Origin of the sequence: Microcella indica, assembly GCF_013414345.1 — a bacterium.
Classification (GTDB): Bacteria; Actinomycetota; Actinomycetes; order Actinomycetales; family Microbacteriaceae; genus Microcella; species Microcella indica.
In genome coordinates, this window is the sequence record NZ_CP058670.1 from 2,353,355 (window position 1) to 2,375,242 (window position 21,888).

Annotated in this window: 21 protein-coding genes; 3 read left to right on the forward strand and 18 right to left on the reverse strand. The window is 66.5% G+C overall.

The features are described from left to right. The first annotated feature begins 125 nt into the window (after positions 1-125). Complete coding sequence (locus HUJ41_RS11445; protein ID WP_152583669.1) at positions 126-443, forward strand: hypothetical protein; 318 nt, start codon at positions 126-128, stop codon at positions 441-443. A 101-nt stretch (positions 444-544) separates the two neighbouring features. Here HUJ41_RS11445 and HUJ41_RS11450 read toward each other — a convergent pair whose 3' ends face one another. The 9 genes from HUJ41_RS11450 to HUJ41_RS11490 all read right to left on the reverse strand — a co-directional run bounded on the left by HUJ41_RS11450 (position 545) and on the right by HUJ41_RS11490 (position 9,964). Then, a complete protein-coding gene (locus HUJ41_RS11450) occupies positions 545-1,357 on the reverse strand; it encodes a DeoR/GlpR family DNA-binding transcription regulator (RefSeq protein ID WP_152583670.1) in 813 nt (270 codons plus the stop codon). 18 nt (positions 1,358-1,375) lie between these two features. Next, positions 1,376-2,140, reverse strand: a complete 765-nt coding sequence (locus HUJ41_RS11455; RefSeq protein WP_152583671.1) for a triose-phosphate isomerase family protein — start codon at positions 2,138-2,140, stop codon at positions 1,376-1,378. 33 nt (positions 2,141-2,173) lie between these two features. After that, positions 2,174-2,647, reverse strand: a complete 474-nt coding sequence (locus HUJ41_RS11460) for a ribose-5-phosphate isomerase (RefSeq protein ID WP_152583672.1) — start codon at positions 2,645-2,647, stop codon at positions 2,174-2,176. Continuing rightward, positions 2,644-4,398 carry a dihydroxyacetone kinase family protein gene (locus HUJ41_RS11465; protein WP_152583673.1) on the reverse strand — a complete coding sequence of 585 codons (1,755 nt, stop codon included), beginning with the start codon at positions 4,396-4,398 and terminating at the stop codon, positions 2,644-2,646. The genes HUJ41_RS11460 and HUJ41_RS11465 overlap by 4 nt, the downstream gene beginning before the upstream one ends. 115 nt (positions 4,399-4,513) lie before the next feature. Then, positions 4,514-5,503, reverse strand: coding sequence for a D-ribose ABC transporter substrate-binding protein (locus HUJ41_RS11470; RefSeq protein ID WP_152583674.1), 990 nt, complete (start codon positions 5,501-5,503; stop codon positions 4,514-4,516). A gap of 58 nt (positions 5,504-5,561) precedes the next feature. Continuing rightward, entirely contained in the window at positions 5,562-6,719 is a 1,158-nt protein-coding gene (locus HUJ41_RS11475) for an ABC transporter permease (RefSeq protein WP_152583675.1), read from the reverse strand. A 25-nt stretch (positions 6,720-6,744) separates the two neighbouring features. Then, entirely contained in the window at positions 6,745-8,268 is a 1,524-nt protein-coding gene (locus HUJ41_RS11480; protein ID WP_246299234.1) for a sugar ABC transporter ATP-binding protein, read from the reverse strand. Next, positions 8,265-8,933 carry a DUF2291 family protein gene (locus HUJ41_RS11485; RefSeq protein WP_152583676.1) on the reverse strand — a complete coding sequence of 223 codons (669 nt, stop codon included), beginning with the start codon at positions 8,931-8,933 and terminating at the stop codon, positions 8,265-8,267. Before HUJ41_RS11485 ends, HUJ41_RS11480 begins: the two co-directional genes overlap by 4 nt. Then, positions 8,930-9,964 carry a zinc-dependent alcohol dehydrogenase family protein gene (locus tag HUJ41_RS11490; RefSeq protein WP_152583677.1) on the reverse strand — a complete coding sequence of 345 codons (1,035 nt, stop codon included), beginning with the start codon at positions 9,962-9,964 and terminating at the stop codon, positions 8,930-8,932. Before HUJ41_RS11490 ends, HUJ41_RS11485 begins: the two co-directional genes overlap by 4 nt. A gap of 241 nt (positions 9,965-10,205) precedes the next feature. Between HUJ41_RS11490 and tkt the strand changes: the two genes are divergently transcribed. Further along, positions 10,206-12,299 carry a transketolase gene (gene tkt / locus HUJ41_RS11495; protein ID WP_179872652.1) on the forward strand — a complete coding sequence of 698 codons (2,094 nt, stop codon included), beginning with the start codon at positions 10,206-10,208 and terminating at the stop codon, positions 12,297-12,299. Positions 12,300-12,330: 31 nt separating this feature from the next. On the opposite strand, the gene HUJ41_RS11500 is transcribed toward tkt, so the two are convergent. The 7 genes from HUJ41_RS11500 to HUJ41_RS11530 form a co-directional block, all read right to left on the reverse strand. Then, entirely contained in the window at positions 12,331-12,894 is a 564-nt protein-coding gene (locus tag HUJ41_RS11500) for a DoxX family protein (protein WP_179872653.1), read from the reverse strand. A 167-nt stretch (positions 12,895-13,061) separates the two neighbouring features. Further along, positions 13,062-13,547 (reverse strand): glutathione peroxidase, encoded by a 486-nt coding sequence (locus HUJ41_RS11505; RefSeq protein WP_179872654.1) that lies wholly within the window; start codon positions 13,545-13,547, stop codon positions 13,062-13,064. A gap of 52 nt (positions 13,548-13,599) precedes the next feature. Next, the gene (locus HUJ41_RS12675) at positions 13,600-14,271 is read right to left on the reverse strand and encodes a ferritin family protein (RefSeq protein ID WP_218925614.1); all 672 of its coding nucleotides are present in this window, start codon (positions 14,269-14,271) and stop codon (positions 13,600-13,602) included. A 101-nt stretch (positions 14,272-14,372) separates the two neighbouring features. Beyond that, on the reverse strand, positions 14,373-15,428 hold the full coding sequence (locus HUJ41_RS11515; protein WP_179872655.1) for a YihY/virulence factor BrkB family protein: 1,056 nt from the start codon (positions 15,426-15,428) through the stop codon (positions 14,373-14,375). Positions 15,429-15,774: 346 nt separating this feature from the next. Beyond that, the gene (locus HUJ41_RS11520; RefSeq protein WP_179872018.1) at positions 15,775-17,076 is read right to left on the reverse strand and encodes an ISL3 family transposase; all 1,302 of its coding nucleotides are present in this window, start codon (positions 17,074-17,076) and stop codon (positions 15,775-15,777) included. Between the two features lie 344 nt (positions 17,077-17,420). Continuing rightward, entirely contained in the window at positions 17,421-18,125 is a 705-nt protein-coding gene (locus HUJ41_RS11525) for a DUF3800 domain-containing protein (protein ID WP_179872656.1), read from the reverse strand. Between the two features lie 95 nt (positions 18,126-18,220). After that, complete coding sequence (locus HUJ41_RS11530) at positions 18,221-18,400, reverse strand: hypothetical protein (protein ID WP_179872657.1); 180 nt, start codon at positions 18,398-18,400, stop codon at positions 18,221-18,223. Between the two features lie 385 nt (positions 18,401-18,785). On the opposite strand from HUJ41_RS11530, the gene HUJ41_RS11535 reads away from it, so the two are divergent. Further along, positions 18,786-19,145 (forward strand): DUF2510 domain-containing protein, encoded by a 360-nt coding sequence (locus HUJ41_RS11535; RefSeq protein ID WP_179872658.1) that lies wholly within the window; start codon positions 18,786-18,788, stop codon positions 19,143-19,145. A 37-nt stretch (positions 19,146-19,182) separates the two neighbouring features. Here HUJ41_RS11535 and HUJ41_RS11540 read toward each other — a convergent pair. Together HUJ41_RS11540 and HUJ41_RS11545 are read right to left on the reverse strand one after the other, a co-directional pair. After that, positions 19,183-20,351, reverse strand: a protein-coding gene (locus HUJ41_RS11540) for an IS3 family transposase (protein ID WP_246299236.1) whose coding sequence is annotated in 2 segments (ribosomal slippage) — positions 19,183-20,088 and positions 20,091-20,351 — 1,167 coding nt in all. Because the reading frame shifts where the segments join, the coding sequence is not laid out codon by codon here. A gap of 35 nt (positions 20,352-20,386) precedes the next feature. After that, complete coding sequence (locus tag HUJ41_RS11545; RefSeq protein ID WP_179872659.1) at positions 20,387-21,634, reverse strand: IS256 family transposase; 1,248 nt, start codon at positions 21,632-21,634, stop codon at positions 20,387-20,389. Positions 21,635-21,888: the final 254 nt, after the last annotated feature.

Below are 21,888 nucleotides of genomic sequence, written 5' to 3' on the forward strand. Positions count from 1 at the left end.
GATTACTACGGACGGGAGCGGGGAACATGCGTCGACGTCTGACAGGAGCGCTTGTCGCTGGCGCGCTCGCGGTCACCGGGTGTTCAGCCACGCCTCCTCCGTTGCCCTTCGAGGAAGGCAGTGCGGTGGCCGATGAGCTGCCCGGCGCGATCAGTGAGGACGCCCGCGACAGCGTCGAGGCCTCGACGGTTCGGTACCAGGGTTCGACCGACGCGGTCGAGGTATGGGCGGCGCGCGAGGAGGTCGACCGCGGCATCTGCCTCATCGTCGCCCCGGTGAACGATCCCTCAGGCTGGGTCGTGGGTTGCGGCGGCGGCAACACCGTCACGTCCGTGAGCCTCACTGGCGGCGGCGACTACGAGTTCTACCCGCAGGGCCTCCCCGAGGGTGAACCGCGCGAGGGCTGGGTCGCCGTGAGCGACTACGTGATCGCGCGCGAGTAGGCCACGTCACTATGTGCGTGGTCCAGGACTGTTCGCGAACAGGCCGCACAGCAGCCCGTAGCGAACCGCGCACCTGCGCAGGCATGGACTTCGCGCAGCCCTCAGCCTGAGCTGGAGGCGGGGGCGATCACGACAGTGATGCCGTGCTCACGCAGTCGATCGACGTGCTCAGGCGCAGTCGCGGAGTCGACGATCACGGCATCAAAGTCGGCGAGAGGGAGCATCGCGTGCAGTGCCCTCTTCTCGAACTTTGTGCCGTCGACCAGGAGCACCCGACGGCGCGCGGATTCGAACATTGCACGCTTGACGTCCACCGTCTCTAGGGTCTGGTGAAAGCACACGTCGTCGACGATGGCGGAGGTCGACATGAAGAACAGGTCGGCTCGAAGCTCAGCGATCTCGCGTACCGTCATGCGGCCCATGAACGAGCTGCACCAGTTGTAGTAGTCACCCCCCAGGCCGATCATGGTCGTGCCGCGAGTGTTTCTGAGCTCGTTCATGATCGTCAGGGTGTTGGTAATGACAGTGAGAGGCGTCTTGTCACTGAGGTGCGGCAGCAGGTGCAGAGTCGTGGTCGAGTCGTCGAGCATGAGCGCCTGACCGGGCTCGATGAACTCCAGAGCGGCCCGAGCGATCGCCTTCTTCTGAGCGATCTGACGACCTGATCGGTAGACGTCGCTCGACTCCACGAGCGAGGTCGAGGTGGCCGTCGCGACGCCGCGGCTTTTGCGCAACAGCCCGCGGTCTTCCAGCTCGTCGAGATCGCGATGCACCGTCATCACACTGATGTCGAACCGCTCGGCGAGCGCTTCGATGCGCACGGAGCCTTCCTCCATGACGGCTTCGCTGATGGCGCGCTGTCGAGCCTGCTGGCGACTCCCTCGCGACAAAGACTCCGGGTCGGTGTACGACATTTCCCACCCTCCTGGATGTCACGCTATCGCGAAAGCTTCGTCCAGAATGAGTGCCAGTGAGCGCGGGTCGTGGGCGAAGCGCCCCAGAAACAGTCCGTCGACACTGCCGTCGAGCCGGGTCAGGAGGCCCGGTTTCGCGCTTCCGCCGTAGAGGACCGTCGTTGACTGCAGACGCGGATGATGGGACAGATGGTCGCGGATCGCGCCCACGACCTCGTGGATGTGCTCTCTCCCCGCGGGCTCCGCTCGCCCGATCGCCCACTCGGGCTCGTAGGCGATCACCAGTTCGGGAACAGTCTCACTCGCAACGTCAGCAAGGGCGGATTCGATCTGCGCGATGCAGGTCTCCACCCCTCGGCTCGGGTCTCCCTCGGCCTGCTCGCCGACGCACAGCACAGGGGTCAGCCCTGAGCGCACCGCGGCGGCGAGTTTGCGTCGCGTGGTGAGGTCGTCCTCACCGAACACTGTGCGGCGCTCGACGTGTCCCACCTCGACGAACTGGCACCCGAGCGCGACCAGGTCGGCTCCGCTGACGCCACCGGTATAGGCGCCGGATTCCTTCCAGAACAGGTCTTGCGCGCCCACGGCGACGGGCAGGTTGTCGAGTTCGGCAGAGACCGCGCACAGCGAGGGCAGGCTCGGCAGCACGAAGAGCCGAACCGAGCTCGTCGTAATCGACGGATGCGCGCGGGCGAGCTGCGCGACCTGCGCCGCCCAGTCGACTGAGGCCTTCAGATCGAGGTAGAGCTTGAGGCTGACACCGATCGTGAGTATGGGGGTCACGTCACGGGCCCGTCTTCGACGCCGTCCGTCCTGTCACCCATTGATGCCCGTCGTCTCATAGTCGGTGATGACGTCAACCTTTCCCGCCGAGGCGGAGCCGGTATCGAACTCGTAGCCGAGCCACTCTCGAGCCAGGCGTCGAGCGAGCTCCAGGCCGATGACCCGCTGACCGAAGGTCAGCACCTGCGCGTTGTTGCTGAGCACGCTGCGTTCGACGCTGAAGCTGTCGTGAGCAGTCACGGCGCGGACGCCGGAGACCTTGTTGGCGGCGATGGCCACGCCCAGACCCGTGCCGCACACGAGTAGGGCACGATCGGCCTGACCGTCCCGCACCTTCTCTGCCGCGGCAATGGCGACGACCGGGTAGGGGGTCGTTCCGGTGGCGTCGACTCCGAGATCGATGACCTCGCTGACCCGCGGGTCGCTCTCCAGGTCAGCCTTGAGAGCCTCCTTGTACTGGAATCCTGCTTCGTCAGATCCGACGACGATGCGCATGGGGTGAGTCATGACTGTTCTCCTTGTTCCTCAGCGTTCGCGGTCAGCACGTGGGCGACTGCGGTCATGGCGAGCGCGAACGAGACGGCGCCGGGGTCGGGCGTGCCGAGGCTCTTCTCCGCGTGAGGCCGGGCTCGACCCAGCCGTGGGAGCATCTCCGCGGTGTCGGCGGCGGCCGCTGTGGCGCGCTCGGCCGCTCTCGACCAGGCAGCGGAGAGCCGCTGGCCCTCGCCCACCTTCGCGGTCAGTTCATCGGTGAACGGCACGATCGCGTCCACCATCGTCTTGTCACCCAGCTCGGCCTTGCCCATGCGCTGCACCGTCGCGCGGGCGTTCTGGATCGCGTCGGCGACGGCCTGAGCATCGGGATGGTGCTCGTCCCCGAGACGCTCTCCCGCGGCGCGAAGGGCAGCACCCCACAGTGCGCCCGAGGTGCCACCGGCTTTGTCAGCCCACGCATCACCGGCGCGAGCGAGCACTGTTCCCGCTCCGGCGCCGGCGGCCGAGAGTTCCTGGGCCGCAGCCGCGGCCGCGTGTACGCCGCGCTGCATGCCGATGCCGTGGTCGCCGTCGCCCGCGATGGCGTCGAGACGACCGAGCTCGTCGACGTCACGATCGATGACGGCACGGATGGAGTCGATTGCAGCCTGAGCGACGCGGCCAGCGTTCCGGGACGCATCCGATGCGACCGGGATCGCCTCTTGCTCTGCGGCGTCGGGCGCAGCCTCCGCCGCTTCGGACTCGGCCGCCGCCCCGACGGAGCCCTTGCGGTAGGCCGGCGTGTAGGCCGGCGATCGCCAAACTGTCTCGAGTTCGTCGTCGAGCCAGAGGAGCGTCACCGACAGGCCGGCCATGTCGAAACTCGTCGCGTACTCCCCGATCTCGGGCTCCACGATGGTGAGCCCGGCGCTCTCGAGCTTCTCACTGACCGCGCCGTACATCACGAACAGCTCTTCACCCTTGACGGATCCGAGCCCGTTGATGATGACGGCAACCCGAGAGCCCGGTGTCGTCGAGACGGAGTCGGGGCGCTCGGCGAGAAGCGCGTCCACGCACTGCTCTGCCATCTCTCGGGCGCTCGGCACCGGCCTGATGTCGATGCCGGGCTCACCGTGAATGCCCATGCCCACCGCCATCTGACCGGGCGGCACGGTGAAGAGCGGTTCCGTCGCACCGGGAAGAGTGCAGCCGGAGAACGCGATACCGATGGACCGCGTGCGCTCGTTGGCCCGCTCGGCGAGAGCGGCGACCTCTTCGAGGGAGGACCCCCGTTCGGCGGCCCACGCCGCAGCGCGGAAGACCGCGAGATCGCCGGCGACGCCGCGGCGCTTCTGCCACTCAGCCGGAGGGGCGCTGTAGATGTCGTCGGTGACACGCACGGTGCGGCAGGGAATGCCCTCTGCGATGAGGCGTTCTTGAGCGGCGTCGAAGTTGAGCACATCGCCCGCGTAGTTTCCGTAGCTCAGCAGCACGCCAGCGGTCGTCGCGACAGACTTAGCGACGGTGTAGACCTGCTGGGCACTGGGCGAGGCGAAGACGTTGCCCATGGCCGCGGCGTGGGCGAGCCCTGGCCCGACAAGCCCGGCGAACGCAGGATAGTGACCCGAGCCTCCCCCGATCACGAGGGCGACCTGGTCCGGGGGCGTCGCGGCGGATCGGGCTACTCCCCCGGGAACGCGACGCACGAGGCCGCGGTGCGCCGCGACGAATCCTGTCGTGGAGTCGTCGGCAAAGTCAGCCGGATCGTTCGCAACGTGGCTCATGTGAAGTCTTTCGTCGTGTCGCGGTGGAGATGAGGGGTTCACGCGGGAGCGGAGCCGCTGAGGGGCGCCGCTCCCGCGCTGACCGCGCGGGAGCGCACGGTCGCTGTGCTCCGGCTTAGCCGGAGTAGGTGAACGGTCCCGTCATGAGGTCGACGTTCTCCTGCGTGATGAGAATGCAGTCGAAGGACTGCTTCTCGGTCTCCGGCACGGTGCCGTTGCGGATGTAGTCGTCAGCCAAGGCGATCGCCTCCGCGGCGAAGACCGCGACGGGCTGAAGAACCGTGTAGGCCATCTCGCCCGCCTTGACCGACTCGACCGCGTCAGGGTTGCCATCGAAGCCTCCGATGACGACGCCGTCGAACGCGCCCGACTCCTTCAGAGCGGCGATGGCGCCCAGGGCCATCTCGTCATTGCCGGCGATGACCCCACTGATGTCGGGGTTGGCCTGCAACAGTGTCTGTGTCGCGTTGCGACCTTCGGTGCGGTCCCAGTTAGCAACCTCTTCCCCGACCTGAACCAGATCCGGGTACTGCGAGATCACGGTGTCGAAGCCGTTCGAGCGAGTCTGCGCGTTGTTGTCGGACGGTGCGCCGAAGAGCTCGATGTAGTTGCCGTTTTCCTCCATCTGGCGCACAAACTCCTGGGCACCCAGAGCAGCGCCCTGAGCGTTGTTCGAGACCAGCTGAGCCAACGCGATGCCTGTCTCGTTGATCTCAGCGTTGATCAGGAAGACCGGGATGCCCGCATCCGTGGCCTTCTGGACGGCCGCGATCGAGCCGTCCGCGTTGGCCGGGTCGAGGATGAGCGCAACCGACTGGTTGGTGATGGCCGTGTCGATCAGCGTGTTCTCGGTGTTGGTGTCACCCAGGTGAGCGCCAACAACGGCCTCGTAGCCGAGCTCCTCTGCTGCGGCCGCGGCAACATCGCCCTCGGTCTTCCAGTAGGGGTTGGCCGGGTCGTTGACGATGATGGTGATGAGGCCGCCGGCCTCACCGCCCCCCGCCGACTCCGCGGGTGTGTCGGTGTCTCCTCCGGCGCAGGCGGTGAGACCCAGGGCCAGTGCTGCAGCGGCTGCCAGCGCAGTGAGCGCCTTCTTGCGAACCATGGTGGTTTCCTTTCATCGGGATGTGATGTGCATCGACTGGGGCGATGCGGGGGGCGGGTCAGGTGGTGGTGCCGGTGGTGACTGGCGTCTTCTGACCCGACGTTTCGGGGGAGTGGGGCTCGGTCGGCCCGTCGCCTGGCGTCGACGATGGTGGCGGAGTGCTCGAGGCGGCGGGACGGGGCCGACGGCCGTACTGGAGCGTGTTGAGCATCACGGCGATGACGATCACCGCGCCCATGAAGACCATCTGCCAGTAGGCGGAGACGCCGACGATCACGAGCCCATCGGAGAGGAAGCCGATGACGAACGCCCCGAGCAGGGTTCCGCGCACCGTTCCGCGTCCACCCGTGAGGGCCGCACCGCCGATGACGACGACCGCGATGGCGGTGAGCTCGTAGGTGTTGCCCGCCGTCGGGCTTGCGCTCGTGAGGGTCGAGGAGAGGATGAGCCCGGCGACCGAGGCGCAGATGCCGGAGATGACATACACCCACACGGTGACGGCCTTGACCGGCACTCCGGAGAGTTCGGCTGCGCGCTCGTTGCCTCCGGAGGCGTACAGCCAGCGCCCGAAGGTGGAACGGCTGAGCACGAATCCGAGAATCAGGGCGATGATGCCCATGATGATGACGCCGATCGGAATGCCGAGCAGTCGGTTGAACCCGAGCCAGTCGAACCCGGTGTTCCCCAGCTCAGGGTTGCCCGAAAGGTTGTTGACCGTGAGTCCGTTGGTCATCAGGAGCGCGATGCCGCGGACGACGTAGAGCATGCCGAGGGTCGCGACGAAGGGCGCGACCTTGAATTTGGCCACCAGGATTCCGTTGACCAACCCCACCAGGGCTCCCATGGCACAGGAGATGATGACAACGACGGGGATGCTCGGGTAGAGCACCACTCCGAAGATGGTGAGCGACAACCCGTCTTGAATGAGGAAGCCTCCGATGATCGCCGAGAAGCTCAAGGTGGATCCCACCGAGAGGTCGATGCCTCCGTTGAGGATCACCATGAGCATCCCCAGCCCCAGAATCGCAAAGATCGCCACGTGCGAGGCCATGATGAGGAGGTTGCTGACGGTGAGGTAGTTGGGCGACAGCATCGAGAACACGGCGATGATGAGAATCAGCGCGAGAAACGCCCGGCCCTCGATGAGGATCTTGCCGATCGATCGTGTCTTCCGCTGCGTGATGATCGCGGTGGTTGTGGTGGTTGTCGTCGTCATTGTCCGATCCATTCCTTGGGCCCGGTTAGGCGGCCACGGCCTCGCCAGAGGCGGCCATGATCATTTCTTTGGTCGCATCCGGTCCGAATTCGGCTGAGATGCGGCCGCGGTTCAGCACGATGATGCGGTGGGCGATGCTGAGGCACTCGCCCACCTCGGAGGTCGAGTAGACAACCGTGAGTCCTTCGGCAGCACGCGCGGCGAGGAGGCGAAACACCTCACCTTTCGCGCCGACATCGATACCGCGACTCGGCTCGTCGAGCAGCATGACTCGGGGACGCGTTCCCAGCACCTTGCCGATCACGACCTTTTGCTGGTTACCTCCTGACAGCGCCCCAATCTCGATATCGGGGCCATCCGTCTTGACCGTCACGTCGGCGATGAGCTGGTCGGCGTGGGTCCGCTCTGCTCGACGGGAGAGCACTCCGTTGACGAGACAGTCCCGCAGGCTGGAGAGGGTGAGGTTCTTGCCGACCGACATGGTCTGCACGAGTCCGTCGCGCTGGCGATCCTCGGGCACCAGGCCGATGCCCATCTCGATGCGCTCTGCGAGGGTCTGGCGATCCAACTTCTGACCTTCGAGCAGCACGGTGCCGCTGGACACGGCGCCGCGGCCCGCGATGGCCTCCAGCAATTCGGTCCGGCCCGAACCCATGAGCCCATAGAGGCAGACGATCTCGCCTGCCTTCACGTCGAGGCTGAGCCCGTTGACGATCGCGCGCTCCGGGTTCTCGGGGTCGAGCACGGTGAGGTTGCGGATGCTCAGGGCCGGGTCGCCGAAGTCGTACCCCGTCGGCGGCGCACCGAGGTCATAGTTGTCGCCGACCATGTTGCGCACGATCCACTCGAGGTCGATGTCGGCGCGCTCACCCCGGGCCGTCATGGAGCCGTCCCGCAACACGACCGCGTGGTCGGTGACTTCGAGCGCCTCTTCGAGGTGGTGGGAGATGTAGACGATCGCCACGCCGCGTGAGGTCAGGTCGTTGATGATGCCGAACAGCACCTGCACTTCCGATGCCGCGAGGGCCGACGTCGGCTCATCCATGATGAGAATGCGCGAGTTGACCGACAGCGCGCGAGCAATCTCGATGATCTGCTGCTGCCCCACGCGAAGGTCGGCCACCATGGTGTCCGGCTCGATCGGCAACTGCATCTCCTGCAGCAGTTCCCGCGTCTGACGATCCTCTTCCGCGTAGTCGACACCCGTCCGGCCCGGAATCTCACGGCCGAGGAAGATGTTGTCGCGCACGGAGAGGTTCGGGGCCAGGCTCAGCTCCTGGTGAATGATCGAGATTCCTCGCTCGCGAGCATCCGTCGTGGAGTGAAAGGTGACCGGCTTGCCGTCGAGGAGGATTTGGCCGGAGGTCGGCTGCTCGACTCCCGAGAGGATCTTCATGAGCGTCGACTTGCCGGCTCCGTTCTCCCCAAACAGCGTGGTGACCGTTCCGGAACGGATGTCGAAGTTGACCCCTCGCAGAGCGCGAACGCCGCCATAGTTCTTGACGATGTCGCGCGCCTCGAGCATCACATCGTCGAATGAGGCGTTCACAGCACCGTCACCTCCACCGGCGTGACCAGCCAGGCGGCGGGATTCACGAGCGTGAAGGCGCCGACCACGGTGACGGTCTGGCCCGACAGGTTGTCGGTGTCGACCGACTCGAGCACCCGAGTCTTGAGCTCATCGTTGAGAGCGGCGGCGGCATTCTGGAAGGCGATCTGGTTGGTGAACTCGCCGAACTCGTACGCGCCAGTGGCGTCACGCAGCTCTGTTCCGTTGATCGCCGGCCCGGTCTGCAGGCGCACCAGCAGGTCATCGGGCAACCCGTCGACCTGGATCTCGTAGATGCCTGACTGGCCGTCGCCGACGACTCCGGTGAAGCTCACGCTGAACACGGGGCCGCCGGAGCTGGGAACCGCGTACTGGTCAGCGGCAGCCTCAGGGTCATCAGCAATGGCGGCGGCCACCACTGTGGCATCTGCGGAGCGGTCGATGATTCCTTCTTGCACGATCTCGAACTGCTCCGCGCCGAAGTCTGCGGCGTTGAACTCGACGATCCCTTGCGCGAGCGGATCGTCGAGTGGCACGACCCTCGTTCCGAGGGCCATTCCGACCAGCACCGCCGCGATCACTCCGGCAGTGATGCCGCGCTTGGCAGTGCGGGAGAGACGGGTGCGCGTCCGCGGCGCGGTCGCCGACGTCGTGGGGGCGCTCATGCGATCAGCACCCGTGACTGGTCGTCGTTGGGGCGGATCTGCAGCTTGCGCCCTTCGCCTCGACGGAACTGGTCGAGGGCCTGCTCGTAGTCGTCGAGGACGAAGCTGTGGCTGATCATGGCCGTGGCGTTGACCGCGCCGGCTTCGAACATCTCCACCGCGCGACCAAAGGAGTTGAGCACGGCCATCGTTCCGACGATCGAGATCTCGTCGCGGTAGACGCGGAAGGGCGAGAACTCTGCCTTCTTGTCGGCGGGCGCGACTCCGAAGTCTTGGAAGAATCCGGCGGGCTTCACGCGCGTCAGGCCATCCTCGATCGCCCGGATGTTGCCGGTGCAGTCGATCACGACATCCCACTTCTCGCGGTCTGCATCGTCGGCGCTCGTGTAGCGCAGCTCAATGCCACACTCGGCGGCGGTGTTCAAGCGGTCTTCGTTGAGGTCGACGATCGTGACCGATGCCGCTCCGGCGCGGGTCGCGAGCTGGGCCATGAGCAGCCCCATCGTGCCGGAGCCGTAGACGAGCACGTGGTCGCCCATGCGACGGGGAAGCACGTCCCAGCCACGAATGGCGCAAGCGAGCGGCTCGATGAGGGCGGCCTCGAAGAGGTCGGTCACGGGCTTGAGCTTGTAGACGTTGCTCGCGGGCGCCGTGAAGAATTGCTGCGCCGCACCGTCGGAGGCGACCACTCCGAGCCCGTTCCAGAAGCGGCAGAGGTTCTGGTGGCCGTTGAGGCAGAACTCGCACTCGCCGCAGGTGGTGCTCGGGTTGACGACGACGTGGTCGCCGACCGCGAAGTCGAAGACACCGTCATTGACGCCCTCTCCGAGCTCGACGATGGTGCCGGATGCCTCGTGGCCGGGTACGAGGGGAAAGACAGTTCCCTCGAACTCGCCATCCAGCACGTGAGTATCCGTGCCACAGAGTCCGACCGCGGCGGTCTCGATGAGGATTTCCTTGTGGCCGGGCTTCGGCTGAGGGCGCTCCTCGAGGGCCAATTCGCCTTCCGACGTGAATACAACTGCGCGCATCTTTGCTCCCGTTGTTTGTGCGTTCATCGTTGAGACCGCGTGTGTTCCTCAAGCCGGTTCGCCGTCTCGCTCAGCGCGACCTCGCGCTGGACGAGTTGCGTCACCGTCTTGGCGGTCCGTGACCATGTTAGGTACGACGCCGCGCCATGTTATTTATCAACCTGGCGATGTTAGATTCACCATAGATTGCGATACGGTACCTGTCAACAGTGGTTTTCCGTCAACGGTGAGGAGACAGGTCATGACCGAAGTGCGATGGGACGACATCGACCAGCGGGCAGTCGACACGGCGCGAGTTCTCGCGGCTGACGCGGTCGAGAAGGTGGGCAACGGGCATCCGGGAACGGCCATGAGTCTCGCGCCACTCGCGTACCTGCTGTACCAGCGCGTGCTGCGCCACGACCCCGCCGACCCGACCTGGGCCGGTCGCGACCGCTTCATCCTGTCGGTCGGCCATTCGTCTCTCACGCAGTACGTGCAGCTGTACCTCGGCGGCTTCGGTCTCGAACTCGACGACCTGAAGGCGCTGCGCACGTGGGGCTCCCTCACCCCCGGCCACCCCGAATACGGTCACACGCCGGGCGTGGAAATCACGACGGGGCCGCTCGGCCAGGGTCTCGCCTCCGCCGTCGGTTTCGCCTACGCGACACGCTATGAGCGCGGCCTCTTCGACCCCGACGCCCCCGCCGGCGAGTCGCCCTTCGATCACACGATCTACGTCGTCGCCGGTGATGGCGACATCCAGGAGGGCGTGACGTCAGAGGCTGGCAGTCTCGCCGGTCACCAAGAGCTGGGCAACCTGATCGCCATCTACGACTCCAACCAGATCTCGATCGAAGACGACACCACCATCGCCTTCACCGAAGATGTCGCCGCCCGCTATGCGTCCTACGGCTGGCACGTGCAGACCGTCGACTGGAAAAAAACCGGCGCCTACCAGGAAGACATCCACGAGCTGTACGCGGCGATCGAGGCGGCGAAAGCCGAGACCTCCCGGCCCTCCCTGATCATCCTGAAGACCATCATCGGGTGGCCCTCCCCCGGCAAGCAGAACACGGGTGCCGTGCACGGCTCGGCCCTCGGAGCGAACGAGCTCGCGGCGACGAAGCGTGCCCTCGGGTTCGACCCCGAGCAGTTCTTCACCATCGATGACGACGTCATCGCTCACACGCGAGCCCTCGCCGATCGTGGGGCTGCCGCCCATGCCGAGTGGCAGCAGCGGTTCGAGACCTGGGCGGCGGCGAACCCGGAACGCAAGCAGCTCTGGGATCGCCTGCAGACCGGCGAGCTGCCCGACGGCCTGGACGCGGCGCTGCCGCACGGGGAACCCGGCACGGCGATGTCGACCCGGGCCGCGTCGGGCGCCGTCATCAATGCGCTCGCCGCTCACCTGCCCGAGCTCTGGGGTGGGTCTGCCGACCTGGCCGAATCGAACCTGACGACCATCAAGAGTGCGGCATCGTTTGCGCCCGCCGAGCGATCGACGCACGAATGGACGGCCGAGCCGTATGGGCGAGTGCTGCACTTCGGCATCCGCGAGCACGCGATGGGCGCCATCATCAACGGCATCCTCCTGCACGGGCCCACCCGCGCCTTCGGGGGCACCTTCCTCATCTTCAGCGACTACATGCGGCCCGCCGTCCGCCTCGCCGCACTCATGAACATCCCGAGCATTTTCGTCTGGACTCACGACTCAGTCGCCCTGGGAGAGGACGGCCCCACGCATCAGCCGATCGAACAACTCGCCACGCTGCGCGCCATCCCCAACATGACGGTGGCCCGCCCCTGCGACGCCGCGGAGACGGCGGCCGTGTGGCTGGAGGTGCTGCGTCGCCGAGGCGGACCCACCGGCATCGCCCTGACCCGACAGAACGTTCCCGTGCTCGACCGAGGCGAGGGCGAGGCCTCCGGCGCCGTTCTCGCCTCAGCAACGCTGGCGGCCCGTGGCGCCTATGTTCTCGCCGAGGCCCCTGACGGTGCGCCCGAGGTCATCCTCATCGCCACCGGGTCTGAGGTGCAACTCGCGCTCGCAGCGCGAGACACGCTGGCGCAAGACGGCATTCAAGCTCGCGTCGTGTCGGCGCCATCACTCGAGTGGTTCGCCGAGCAGGATGACGACTACCGCGAGTCGGTGCTGCCCTCGGCAGTGCGGGCCCGCGTCTCGGTCGAAGCCGGTGTCGCGCTGAGTTGGCGCGACGTCGTCGGCGACGCGGGCCGCAGCGTCTCCATCGAGCACTTCGGCGCGTCGGCCTCCGGCCCCGAGCTGTTCGAGCGCTACGGCATGACCGCAGACGCGGTCGTGGCGGCGGCAAAGGATTCGCTCACGCAGGTCTAGCCTTCCGCGACCCGGGCGCGGTCGCCCGCGCTCAGATCAGCCAGCGCTGTTTCTGCACGAGCGGGATGCTCCTCCACGCCTTGCCGATGCCCCAGGTGTCTCCGGCGAACGTCGTCGCGATCACGATCAGGGCGAGCGCGTAGATGATGTGGTAGTCGACGAGGGGGTTGTTCGAGGCGGTCAGCGGCGTGAAGGGCCACTCGGCGAGGTGCATGAAGACCATGAGGATGGTGCCGGCCACAGCGCTCACGCGAAGGCCGATACCCAGCATGACGGCGACGCCGATGCCGAGCATCCCGAGCATGAACAGCACGTCGGTGACCGGGTTGGCGAGGGTGAGGAAGAAGTCCTTGAGCGGTCCGGTGACCGTGTCGCTCCTGAGGAAGCCCTGGGCCGGCGTGCCGCCGTTGATCCAGGCCCGCTCGAGCGGCGTCGCGTAGCCGAGCCCGAACGTCTTGTCGAGAAACGCCCACAGGAAAATGAACCCGGTTGCCAGGCGCAGGACGGCGAGGGAGCGTCGGCCAAGGCCTGCTGTGGGCATCCCGGGCGCGTCGGTCTGGTCGGGGGCGTTCGGATCGATGGTGGTGGCGGTCATCTTCGTCTCCTCGAGGTGAACTCGTCCCACGACGATCGCGGGCCTGAGCGGTGATGACCCCAGAGTGGCCCGCTCGGCGGCCCCCGGGCAGTGCCAAAGGTCCCGACAATTCCCGCTGAGATTGAGCGGTACAGCACCGCCCCGCGATCCGGGAGGCTCTCCGCGCGTCAGCGGGGCAGGTTCGCCTCGATGAGCTCGACGATGGGGCGAGCGTCCGGCAGCACGGTGGGCCGGAAGCGATGCACCTCGCCGCTCGGCAGCACGAGGAACTTCTCGAAGTTCCACATGATCGGCCCGGCCTTGCCGCCGCCATCGGGCGTCTCGACCAGCTGCGTGTAGAGCGGGTGCCGCTTCGAGCCGTTGACCTTCGCCTTCTCGGTCATGGGGAAGGTGACGCCCCACGTGGTTCTGCAGTACTCGGCGATCTTCTCCTCGCTCGACAGCTCCTGCAGAAACTGGTTCGAAGGCACGCCGAGCACCGTGAACCCGCGGTCGGCGTAGCGCTTCTGCAGCTCCTCGAGCTGCTCGTACTGCGGCGCGAGCCCGCAGCGTGAGGCCACGTTGACGACGAGCACGACGTGGTCGGCGAACTCGGCGAAGGTCGTCTCGCGGCCGTCGAGCATCGTGAGCGGAGCATCCGTGAGGGAGGTCATGCCCCGACGATAGGAGCGTTTGCTGAGCGCACACGGTGCACCCGCTCTGTGGCTACGGAGTGTGCGCCGGCATCTCGTCGAGCGTTCCCCCGGCCGCTGCCGCCGCCTCGAACAGCGGCAGGTGAGATTCGAGGGATGCCCGGCGCAGGTTGCCCAGCACCGTCACGAGTCGCGCATCATCGGCCTGGGCGAGCAGCTCGTCGTAGAGTGCGACGTTGCTGATCTCGCCCTCCGCCCACGCTTCGGCCGCCGCCTGCAGGTCGGTCGGTGCGACGACCTGCCCGATGTAGGGGTTCTCGGGAACCTCGATGCCGGCACGGTCGAGCTGGCGGGTCAGCGCGTCGATGTGCCGCAGCTCGCCCTCGAGGATCGTCGCGTACGGCTCGACCTCGCCGAACCGGTCGAGCACGGCGAGGTACGACGCTGCGGCGGCGTACTCCCCGACGGGCGACATCAGGGCGTCCCACGCGAGGGCAGCATCACTGTCGGGGTCGACGTCGGCGGGCAGGGCCGTCGCGGCGGGCGCCGTCGGCGCAGCGATGCCCGGGTCGGCTTCGGGGGCACTCGTGCTCGAGTCCGCGGGCGTGAGCGTCGCATCGCGGGCAGGCACGGCCTCGGGAGCGGGTGCGCAGCCGGCGAGGGTGAGGGCGACCACCAGGCCGAGCCCGACGGCACCCGTCCCGATGGCGAAGCGGACAGGGTGTGCAGTGCCTTCGAGCCTCATGGTGAGCTCCTTCCCGGAGAGCTCCCATAATACCCCCGGGGGTATGAACGCGCTGAGAGCCGCCCCTGACGACCCTGCGCGCGCCGAGTCGTGTGCGAGCGTCAGTCTTGCGTCTGGTGCTCGGCGCGCTGGCGGATGCGGCGCCCTTCCTCGATGGCCTCACGTTCTGCCTCGGCACGCTTCTCGATCATGGTGTCGTCGCGCGGGGGCAGCTGGATGACCTCCTCGGCCGGCAGGCCCGCCTGGAGCTCGCGCGCCCGCTCGAGCTCCGCGTCGACTTCGGCGCCGAACAGCAGCGCCATGTTGGCGAGCCACAGCCAGAGCAAGAACACGACGACGCCTCCCAGAGCGCCGTAGGTCGCCGAGTAGTTCGCGACGTTCGACACGTAGAAGCCGAAGCCGAGCGACACGATGACGAGCGCCACGATCGCGATCGCCGCCCCAGGGCTCAACCAGCGGAATCTCGGCTGCCGCGCGTTGGGGGTCGCGTAGTAGAGCACCGCGACCATGAGCACGAGCAGCACGGCGAGCACGGGCCAGCGCGCGATGCTCCACGCCGTCTGCGCGGTCGCGCCGATGCCCAGCGCATCACCGATCGCCTGCGCGAGCGGCCCGGAGACGAGGAGGCCGACGACCATGACGACGATGATCGAGAGGCCGAGGAGCGTGATGAGCAGCTGCAGGGGCTTGAGCTTCCAGATCGGTCGCCCCTCCTCGATGCCGTAGATGCGGTTCATGGCCCGGCTGAACGCGGAGACGTACCCGGAGGCCGACCAGAGCGCGAGCAGCAGGCCGACCGCGAGGGCGAGGCCTGCGCCAGGCGAGGTGGCGAACTGCTCGATGGGCCCGCGCAGCACCTCGATGATCTGCTCAGGCGCCACAGCCCCTGCGATGTCGAGCACGGCGTCGGCCGACCGCGTGCCCTGCCCGACGAGCCCGAGAATCGAGAACACCGCGATGAGCGCGGGGAACAGCGCGAGCACCGAGAAGAAGGTCAGCGAGGCGGCGATGTCGAAGCTCTGGTGGGCGATGAACTCGCGCCCGGCGCGCTTCGCGACATACGTCGCGGTGCGCGGCCGCAGATCGGTCGGCGAGGAGGGCTTGCGCTTGTCATCGGGCTCGGGTGCGTCGTCGCGGCTGTCGGGATGCTCGTGCATGAGTCTCGGCTCCGATTCCTGTCGGGGTCGTGTCGGTGTTCATCGGAGCACGCCCACTGCGCGCGCACAGTCTTGCCGTGGCTGGCGCGCCCCACACCATCCAGTCAGACATGCGCGCACCCATAACGCCAGGGTCTGGCGAGAGCACTCAGGGCGCGCTAGGGTGCGCGGCGCCACTCGCTCGGGGCGAGAACGCAGAAAACCCCGAACCTGCGAGGTTCGAGGGTCTCCACTGCCCTGCGGGCAAGAGCGGTGACGGTGGGATTTGAACCCCATGCCTGCCCGCCCGGATGCTGTTGTGCTGGTCAAATCCCCCGGATTTCCGGGGTTTTGGGGCTCTTCGCAATCAAGCGGGTAGGTGGGGTCTGAATCCGCCGCTTTCGAGCAGGCTGCGGGCGATGTAGTTGCTGAGGTTGCGGAAGCCGAGCGCACTGCCGCGGAGGTGTTCGAGTCGGCCGTTGATCGCCTCGGTTGGACCGTTCGAGGTGCCGGGCAGGTCGAAATAGGCCAGCACGTCGCCGGCGCGGCGATGCAGGGTGCGGCCGAGCTTGCCCAGCTCGACGAGGACTTCGGGAACGCCGTGACGCAGCGAGTCGATCACCGCTTGCAGGGCTCGGCGCCCGGCGGCTCGGTCGGGGTGCCGGTAGGCGGCGACGATGCTCTGGTAGACGGCCCAGGTGGTCTCGACCTCGACATGCTCGTCGATGGCGAACACCGCCTCGATGCGGGCGCGCTGTCGGTCGGTGAGGAACGCTTCCCCGGTGTGCAGGGCGCGGCGAACACCATAGAGCGGATCGCCGGCGTGGCCGCGGTGGCCGAGGGTGTGCTGTTGGACGCGTTGCCGGGTGCGGTCGAGGGCGTCGCCGGCGAGCTGGACGACGTGGAACGGGTCCATCACCTCGATCGCGTCGGGGAGGGCTTCGGCGGCGGCGGTCTTGAAGCCGGTGAACCCATCCATCGCGACCACCTCGATCCCGGCCCGGAACGCCGGGGACTGCTGCTCGAGCCAGGTCTTGAACACCGGCTTCGATCGGCCCTCGACCATGTCCAGCAGCCGCGCCGGACCCGTCCCGTCACGCACCGGGGTCAGGTCGATGACCACGGTCACGTAGCGGTCCCCGAACCTCGTGTGCCGCCAGACGTGTTCATCGACACCGATCACGGTGACCCCATCGAAGCGGGCCGGATCGCCGATCAGCCTCCGACGGCCTTCCTCCAAAACAGCACTGTTGGCCGTGTGCCAGGACACCCCGAGCCGAGCTGCGACTCGGCTGATCGTGAGATGGTCCACGACGAGCGCGGTGAGCGCCCAGGTGAGCGCTCCACGGGACAGCTTCGACCTCGGCTCAGCCGCCGCGGTGCTGTCCTGCCGCCACGACCTGCCGCATCCCGAGCACCGGTAGCGGCGCACCCGCACCAGCAACGTCGTCGGCCGCTCGCCGAACGGGACATGCGCGAGCCGTCTCGCCTCGGTGCCGCGCGAGACACCCTCCGCCCCGCACCACCGGCACCACTGGTCCGGCTCCACGATCCGGCACTCCAACACCGCCCGATGTGCCTCGATCCGCTGCCCGGCGACCACGAGTCCGAGCTCCTCGAGACGGCAGAAGACAGTCAGATCGGCGGGGTCGAAGGTAGCGTTGAGCACGTCGAGGTCTTTCTCGGATGGTGAGCCTGAAGAACTTCCATCCTGGAAGACCTCGACCCTGTCTCCAGACCCCGACGCGCTACCGACCTACCCCCTCAACTGCGAAGAGCCGGTTTTGGGGTCACGTTCGGTTACCGCAGACACCTTCGATTGTGCACGCTTGTGGGTTTTTTGTGGGGCAATAGGGCTGCGGCTCCCTCACGGCTACAGTCTGCGAGGCGGTGTCCACAAGCCCGCATTGGTCATGGCGTATCGCGTCTTACCTCGGTAGAATGGAGTCACGACGAGCCGGCTACCGGAGCGTTGTTCGCCTGGAACCCTGCCTTGTGCAGGGTTTCAGTGCTTTACGGGTCCCATCGGCGGCAGCGCGGCTTCAGCGGAGCGACGTCTGCCCACAACGCCCGTGCAGTTCGTTCAGCCTTCGGGCCGGAAGACTTGTGCGCGTCGAGGCGCCTGTATAGGTACGCGATCAAGTCCGCAGCTTGCAGGCCAGGAGACTCGACGGACCGGCCGAACGTGATTGGGAACTGAACGTGCTGTAGCTTGCTCGGCTTGTAGCCGCCAGTGGTGACGGTCTGGTAGGCCGCCATCCGACGCGCGTGATCTTCTTGATCGGGGACTTCGTCGGCGATGACAAGGACCTCTTCCCTAGTGAGTCGTGCGTGACTGTTGAGCACTTCCAGTAGATGTCGAAGCACGACACGGTGTGGGGGTTCGGGGTAGCTGTATCTGGCGTTGAGGCGCGCGACGTCGACACCCTCGACGAAGGCGCGAGCTCGGGGAAGAGTGCCCATCTCCCGAAGTGCACGTGAGTAGATGGCGTGTGCTGCACGGTGCTTTCCACGTAGAGGCGACCACTCTTTGTCGCCCGACATGATCTCGTACCCGTGGAGTTCAGCGGAGTCGGGGTCGACGCCGAAACCTGCCGCGTATTCCAGGGCTCGGCGGTTGGCGGCCCTGAGGTCGAGGAGCTGCGACTCGTTGACGACGAACGCGGCGATGTAATAGCGGTCACGCGTATAGGACTCGTCAACGAAGGCAAACAACACTCACACAGTCTGCCCGATCCGCCCGCCTGGCCCGCGTGAGGCGACCCCTCCCGGTCCTGTCAAGCGCGACGGTGTGACCGTTGGCCTCCGAGCACCTACATGCCCATGCGTCGTCGTACGATCTCGATCGCTTTTGCTCGCCCCGCCTCGACACCGATCTCGGCGGCTTCGTCAGGCATCCCTTCGTCGAAACGGGCACGATGGGAGGCATCCATCGCCGCGCGCAACGCCTCCGCGTACTCGGCATCGGTCAACTCGTATCGAATCTCTGTCATGACGTCACACTACTTCGGTGCTCGAAGGCACAACGGAGCGGTCGACGCGATCTTGCGGGCGCCCTGACCCCCTTGCGCAATGGGCGTCTGTCTAGACCTTCGCCGCGAGCGACGGATCTCCCGAGTTCGTCTCGCACTCCGGGTTATCGCAGACTCGCTCGTCGATGTACGTAGGCGGGCCGAAACTGCGACCGCGACCGCGGTCGGGCGTGAGTACCACTCGGACGGGCTCGCCGCAGCTTGCACAGTTTGGGGTCGGGTTAGTCATGAACTTGCCCATCTGTCGGGAGGGTTGTCCGATCAGACTAGGTCGATCTGATCGACCATCGAAAGGGTGCCCGGCGAGTTGAACCGCGCGTCGGTGCCCGATGCTAGGTTCGCTCACATGAGTGCAGCGCCTGGTTGGTACCCCGACCCCGAACAAGCGGCCACCCTCCGCTACTGGACCGGTACCGTGTGGACGGAGCAACGTGCACCCGCCGCGGCCGCACCAGTCGCCACGCGCCCCACAAGAGAAACGTGGCTCGCGTACGTCCTTCTGATCTTTCTCGGCGGGTTCGGCGTTCACCGCTTCTACCTCGGAGACACCGCCGTGGGCGTCACGCTACTGCTCCTGACGATTATCGGATGGGCTACTGCCGCGTTCGCTATTGGGTTCTTGTTCGTCGGCGTTGTGTGGGTCTGGATCATCGTCGACTTGTTCCTTGTCCCCGGGCTTGTTCGACAAGCCAACAGCCGCCGCTAGGAAGGGGTCTGCTGCACGGATAGGTGACAGGTTGTAGTCACGCCGCCAGTGCGGCTGGCGTGCTCATGATGGCCTCGAACTCGACCGGGGTCAAACGGCCGAGAGCGGCTTGCCGGCGTCGCCGGTTGTAGGTGCGTTCGATCCAGGTGACGATCGCGATGCGCAGCTCGTCGCGGGTGGCCCAGGAGCGGCGGTTGAGGACGTTCTTCTGCAACAGCGAGAAGAACGATTCCATCGCGGCGTTGTCTCCCGCAGCGCCGACTCTGCCCATCGATCCCACCATGCGGTGGCGGCTGATCGCTCGGAGGAATTTCCGGCTTCGAGATTGGCTGCCTCGGTCGCTGTGGATCACGCAGCCGGCGACGTCGCCGCGCATCTGAACGGCGTTCTCCAGCGCTCTGACTGCCAAGCTCGACTTCATCCGTGAGTCGATCGAGTAGCCGACGATCTTGTTGGCGAACACGTCCTTGACCGCGCAGAGGTAGAGCTTGCCCTCACCGGTGCGATGTTCGGTGATGTCGGTCAGCCAGAGCCGGTTCGGGCCATCGGCGGTGAACTCATGCCGGATGCGTCCGGTCTCGTCCACGACCGCGCAAAGGTCGTCGTGGACTGGCGGGCCTGCCTTCTTGCCGTTCCTGCCGCGCTTCTTTCCGAACGCGCTCCACCAGCCGTTGTCGCGGCAGATCCGCCACGCCGTCCGATCAGCCATCGACTCTCCGGCGTCGCGAGCTTCATCGGCCAGCAGCCGATGCCCGAATTCCGCGTCATCCTGGTGAGCATCGAACAGCGCGTTCGCGCGATACGCCTCCACCCGATCAGCGTTCGTGATCGGCTGCTTCAGCCATCGGTAGTAGGGCTGGCGGGAGAGCTTGAGAACCCGGCACGTCACCGTCACGGGTATCCCGTCAGCGGCGAGCTCTGTCACGAGCGGGTAGAACCTTTTCCCGGCAGATGGGCCTGCCCCAAATACGCCGCCGCGCGGCGCAGCACCTCGACCTCCTGCTCGAGCAGCCGATTACGCTGACGCAGCTCCCGCAACTCGGCATCACGATCGCCCGGAGACAGCGCCCCCGACTCGGCAGCCTGCCGGGTAGCGCGGGAGCGGGCGAGCCACTTCGTGAGCGTCATCGGGTGAACCCCGAAATCGTTCGCGATCTGCTCGACCGTCACTCCCAGTTCGCGATTCTCCGCGACGCGCACGGTCAAGTCCCTGGAAGTGGTGTAACGGCTGATCCTTCGCTTTAGGCGCTGAGAGGGATGAAGGTGTCGGCGACCACCTCGTCTCCGTTGTTGGGCAGCACCCGCATGCGGGAGCGTGCCAGGACCTCCAGGCCCAAGTAGCGGCGCCCCTCTGCCCACTCATCGGTCTGCTCGGCCAGAACGCCGCCGACCAGGCGGATGACGCTGTCGCGGTTGGGGAAGATGCCCACGGAGTCGGTGCGGCGGCGGATCTCGCGGTTGAGGCGCTCGTTGGGATTGTTCGACCAGATCTGCGACCAGACATCTTTGGGGAACTCGGTGAAGGCGAGAATGTCGGCCCGAGCGGTATCGAGGTGCTCGGCGACCGCGGGGAGCTTCTCGGCGACGTAATCCAGGGTCCGATCGAACTGGGCGTGGACGTCGGAGGCGGTGGGCTGGTCATAGACGGAGTGCAGCATCGCCTTCACCGCCGGCCACATGCTCTTCGGGGTCACGCTCATCAGGTTCGCCGCGTAGTGGGTGCGGCAGCGTTGCCAGGTGGCGCCGGGCAGGTTCGCTGCGATCGCGTCCTTTAAGCCGGCGTGCGCGTCACTGGTGACGAGCTGCACGCCGGTGAGCCCGCGGGCGACGAGGTCGGCGAAGAACGCATTCCACGCCGACCCGGTCTCGCTCGTGGCCGTCTGCAGGCCGAGGACTTCCCGGCGGCCGTCGCCGTTGACCCCGGTGGCGATCAGCACGACCGTGTTCACCACCCGGCCGCCCTCGCGAACCTTCATCGTGAGAGCGTCGGCAGCCACGAACGTGAACGGGCCCGCCTCGACCAAAGACCGGTGCCGGAAGTCGGCAACCTGCTCGTCGAGCTCGGCAGCCATCCGCGAGACCTGCGACTTCGATAGAGCGTTGATGCCGAGAGTCTTCACCAGCTTGTCCATCCGCCGGGTGCTCACCCCGGCGAGGTAGCAGTCGGCAATCACGGTGATCAGAGCCGCCTCGGAGCGTTTCCTGCGCTCCAGCAGCCACTCCGGAAAGTAGGTGCCCGATCGTAGTTTCGGGATCGCGACATCGATCGTGCCGATGCGAGTGTCCAGGTCACGGTGCCGGTAGCCGTTGCGGTGCGTCACCCGATCAGGGCTGGGCTTGCCCCACTCGGCGCCGACCACAGCGTCGGCATCAGCGGACAGCAGGGCGTTGATCATGGTCTGCAGCAAATGCCTCATCAAATCCGGCGACGCCTCCGAGAGGGCTTCACCCAGAACGGTCGCAGGGTCGACAATGTGTGGAGCGGTCATCGTGTTGATGCCTTTCGAGTGGAGGTAAGAGACTTCTCGAAGGATCACACGGTGACCGCGTCCACGTCAGCAACGACGTGCGCGACCACCGTGCGTTACACCACTATGTGGGACTCCACTACGCGCACAACGTCATCGCGGAACTCTTTCGGATAGGGCTTAGGCACGATGGCATCCTTCCAGGCCCACCCCCTCGGGCAAGCCATGTCAGATGTCACCTATCCGTGCAGCAGACCCAACCGGCGCTCGAACGT

Coding starts and splice junctions, on each gene's coding strand:
- HUJ41_RS11475 (WP_152583675.1), bottom strand. CDS start 6,719: ATGACGACGACAACCACCACAACCACCGCGATCATCACGCAGCGGAAG.
- HUJ41_RS12675 (WP_218925614.1), bottom strand. CDS start 14,271: ATGAGGCTCGAAGGCACTGCACACCCTGTCCGCTTCGCCATCGGGACG.
- HUJ41_RS11500 (WP_179872653.1), bottom strand. CDS start 12,894: ATGACCGCCACCACCATCGATCCGAACGCCCCCGACCAGACCGACGCG.
- HUJ41_RS11530 (WP_179872657.1), bottom strand. CDS start 18,400: ATGACAGAGATTCGATACGAGTTGACCGATGCCGAGTACGCGGAGGCG.
- HUJ41_RS11490 (WP_152583677.1), bottom strand. CDS start 9,964: ATGCGCGCAGTTGTATTCACGTCGGAAGGCGAATTGGCCCTCGAGGAG.
- HUJ41_RS11545 (WP_179872659.1), bottom strand. CDS start 21,634: ATGACCGCTCCACACATTGTCGACCCTGCGACCGTTCTGGGTGAAGCC.
- HUJ41_RS11460 (WP_152583672.1), bottom strand. CDS start 2,647: ATGACTCACCCCATGCGCATCGTCGTCGGATCTGACGAAGCAGGATTC.
- tkt (WP_179872652.1), top strand. CDS start 10,206: ATGACCGAAGTGCGATGGGACGACATCGACCAGCGGGCAGTCGACACG.
- HUJ41_RS11470 (WP_152583674.1), bottom strand. CDS start 5,503: ATGGTTCGCAAGAAGGCGCTCACTGCGCTGGCAGCCGCTGCAGCACTG.
- HUJ41_RS11465 (WP_152583673.1), bottom strand. CDS start 4,398: ATGAGCCACGTTGCGAACGATCCGGCTGACTTTGCCGACGACTCCACG.
- HUJ41_RS11515 (WP_179872655.1), bottom strand. CDS start 15,428: ATGCACGAGCATCCCGACAGCCGCGACGACGCACCCGAGCCCGATGAC.
- HUJ41_RS11535 (WP_179872658.1), top strand. CDS start 18,786: ATGAGTGCAGCGCCTGGTTGGTACCCCGACCCCGAACAAGCGGCCACC.
- HUJ41_RS11450 (WP_152583670.1), bottom strand. CDS start 1,357: ATGTCGTACACCGACCCGGAGTCTTTGTCGCGAGGGAGTCGCCAGCAG.
- HUJ41_RS11485 (WP_152583676.1), bottom strand. CDS start 8,933: ATGAGCGCCCCCACGACGTCGGCGACCGCGCCGCGGACGCGCACCCGT.
- HUJ41_RS11505 (WP_179872654.1), bottom strand. CDS start 13,547: ATGACCTCCCTCACGGATGCTCCGCTCACGATGCTCGACGGCCGCGAG.